The sequence below is a fragment of the Lactobacillus xujianguonis genome (assembly GCF_004009905.1).
Lineage (GTDB): Bacteria > Bacillota > Bacilli > Lactobacillales > Lactobacillaceae > Lactobacillus > Lactobacillus xujianguonis.
In genome coordinates this window covers 1-3,200 of sequence record NZ_ML136929.1, presented here as the reverse complement: position 1 = coordinate 3,200, position 3,200 = coordinate 1, and the positions used below count along the sequence as shown (strand labels likewise).

General features: G+C 39.7%; 2 protein-coding genes. One reads left to right on the top strand and one right to left on the bottom strand.

Annotation, left to right across the window (positions count from 1 at the left end):
• Positions 1-113: 113 nt before the first annotated feature.
• Complete coding sequence (locus tag EJK17_RS11570) at positions 114-278, bottom strand: hypothetical protein (RefSeq protein WP_161494940.1); 165 nt, start codon at positions 276-278, stop codon at positions 114-116.
• 764 nt (positions 279-1,042) lie between these two features.
• On the opposite strand from EJK17_RS11570, the gene EJK17_RS11115 reads away from it, so the two are divergent.
• Complete coding sequence (locus EJK17_RS11115) at positions 1,043-3,067, top strand: KUP/HAK/KT family potassium transporter (RefSeq protein ID WP_103662704.1); 2,025 nt, start codon at positions 1,043-1,045, stop codon at positions 3,065-3,067.
• Positions 3,068-3,200: the final 133 nt, after the last annotated feature.

Sequence of the window (3,200 nt, the reverse complement as noted above, 5' to 3'; positions counted from 1 at the left end):
ATCTCCTTTAACTTTGGTTTGGACACTTAAAGTATAACGCAGGAAGATCTTGCGCTTTTATTTTTGGACGAAAAAAGCCAGAAGCCACGCTAAGTTAGCATGATTTCTAGCTTTCAACTTTCAGTTACTTGATTTGAAACGCCGACTCTTTTAAAAGATCTAACCATTTTCTTTGCATCAGCAAGCTCAACATCATGTCTTTCGTCTGATAGTAATACTGACAAGTTCATTTGCGCATCCCCGTTCATCAAATCTAAAAATGTTATAAAGTTGACCATATTTTACCATGTGTACTGCTTATTTCTGATCATAAGAAATCAAAAAAGCCACGTATTACTACGTGACTCTTTCTAATCTATAGCCTGTCGAATTTTGAAGTTCGAACAAGCCTTACAAACATACCTGATGGATAAACCGGTCCATCTGCGCACTGATATGTCTTACTTATTCTTATCAATTATATTTTAACAAGAAAGTCCAAAATAATCAAAATTTACCGGGAGTTTGACAGTTTGAAATTAAAAAATGTTTATAATCCTTGGTCTCAAGCGATTCTTTGTGTCAAATTTTGTGAAATTATTTTACGTACTTTTTGCGGAAATTTGGTATCTAAGGTATAATTTTTTACACGTTTTATAAGCCAAAAGCTATAATAAAAAATATTGAACATTTATACCAATTTCTATTAAATGTTTTAATCAACAAACTTAACAAATATGCTTAAGAATAGCTTTCTTAAGTAATCGAACAAAAAAATATTTTGTAAACCAAAAATTAAAAAAGTACGCAATTTTTTGCAAAGTAAAAAGGTCCTCAAAAAGCACTTATAGCAGTGCTTTCGGGGGCTTTTTGTCTTCTTAAACTGTCAAACTCAGGATTATACAAACTAATAATTGAACGCACAAGAATTGACTGTATAAATTATTTCTCGCGAGACCTTGCATATTCATTCCAAATAGAAGAAAATAGATATGTTTTAGGGAATGTCATTGGGCATTCTTTTTTTCTTAAAAATCGATTTTTTCGGTAAGGAAGTACTAATATGACAAAGAGTATTAGAAACAGGACATCCGCTGCCGGTCTGTTGATCGCCATCGGAATTGTCTACGGTGATATCGGTACTAGTCCACTGTACGTTATGAAATCAATCGTCGCCGGTAACGGTGGGATTGCCAACGTTAATCGGGATTTTATCGTTGGTTCAATTTCTCTGGTGCTCTGGACTGTTACTCTATTAACTACCCTGCAGACCGTGATTATCGCCTTAAAGGCCACTAACCACGGTGAAGGGGGAATCTTCGCTTTGTATGCTTTGATTCGTAAGCGTGCTAAATGGCTTGTATTGCCCGCGCTGATTGGTGGGGCTGCCATCCTGGCTGATGGTACCTTAACCCCAGCCGTAACGGTTACAACCGCCATTGAAGGGCTTAAGGGCATGCAATTTGGGAATAACGTTCCCGTTGATACGCAATTGGCAGTTATCGCTATTACCGTGGTAATTTTGCTATTGCTGTTTATCATTCAAAGAATGGGAACCAGTATTATTGGTAAGGCCTTCGGACCGATCATGTTCGTCTGGTTCACCTTCTTAGGAGTAATCGGTGCAATGAATATGGCTGGTGACTTGTCAATCTTACAAGCCATTAACCCAATCTACGCTATCAAGCTCCTAGTTAGTCCTTACAACAAGGCCGGAATCTTTATTTTAGGTTCCATCTTCTTGGCAACGACTGGTGCCGAAGCCCTTTATTCAGACGTGGGACACGTTGGTAAAGGTAACATTGTTGGTTCTTGGCCATACGTTTTCGTATGCTTAGCTTTGAACTACTTTGGTCAAGGGGTTTGGATTTTACAAAACCCTAACTATCAAGCTGGTAACGGGGACTTCAATCCTTTCTTTGAAATCATCCCTCAAAACATCCGCTTGGCTGCCATTGTCTTGGCTACTATCGCCGCCGTTATTGCTTCACAGGCTTTAATCACTGGTTCTTTCACCTTAGTTGCGGAAGCCAGTGGTTTGAAATTCTTGCCAAGAATGAACATCCTTTACCCTTCAACTGAAAAGGGTCAGATCTACATTCCATCTGTTAACAAGATGCTCTGCTGTGCCACCATTGCTTTGGTCCTCTTCTTCCGGACTTCAGCTCACATGGAAGCAGCTTATGGTCTGTCAATTACGATTTCAATGCTCATGACCACGATCATGTTGTTTGAATGGTTGAGAATGAAGGCCAAGAGCCCTGTTCATATTTTCTGGGATTGGCTCTTCTTAATCTTCTTCGGCTTCTTGAACATCATGTTCATGACTTCAAGTTTGAGTAAGTTTACTCACGGTGGTTATGTTTCCTTGATCATCACCGGCTTCATCTTAGCTATCATGTACGTTTGGTTCTACGGTAACAAGATCCGTGACAAGCGAGAATCACGCAATGCCTACGTCCGGCTTGATGAATACACCGATATGTTGACGAACTTAAGTCACGATGATGATTACCCAACTTATGCCACTAACTTGGTTTACATGGCTAAAGTTAAGTACAACAAGTTCATTAAACGTGAAATCTTGTACTCAATCCTCGATAAGCGGCCTAAGCGCGCCAAGGCTTACTGGTTCGTAACCGTTAACGTTACTAACGAGCCTTACACCGCTGAATATGCCGTTAACACTTATGGCACTAAGAACGTGATCAACGTTCAGCTTTACTTAGGATTTAAGAAGCAGACCAGTGTTAACGTTTATATTCGTCAGATTGTGCACGACTTGATCGCTGATAGAACAATTGAACCACAGCCACAAGAATACACGACCACGCCTGGACGTGACGTTGGTGACTTCTCCTTCGTTATCGTTAATGACGTAATCAGTCCACAAACCCAATTAACTGGTTGGGAAAAATGGATGGTCGAAGTTCGCGTCTGGTTGCAAAACTTATCCTCTAACCCAGCTTCATGGTTTGGCTTAGAGTATGCCGACACGATTGTTGAACGTGTACCATTGATCTTAGGGCGGTCTAACCCATCATACATTAAGCGGGTTGCACCTAAAGATTTCTCAAATATGAAATAAATAAAGAGTGTCTGGGAAAAAACTAACTCTCAGATACCAAAAGACGATCAATCCAACTCTTGATTTTGAGTTGGTTGACCGTCTTTTTCTGTCCTTTTTATTTTTGCATAAAGAAGACTGGTCCTTGGACCAT

Bases quoted from the DNA above. Each gene is read 5' to 3' on its own strand.
- EJK17_RS11570 (WP_161494940.1), bottom strand. From the start codon at position 278: ATGGTCAACTTTATAACATTTTTAGATTTGATGAACGGGGATGCGCAA.
- EJK17_RS11115 (WP_103662704.1), top strand. From the start codon at position 1,043: ATGACAAAGAGTATTAGAAACAGGACATCCGCTGCCGGTCTGTTGATC.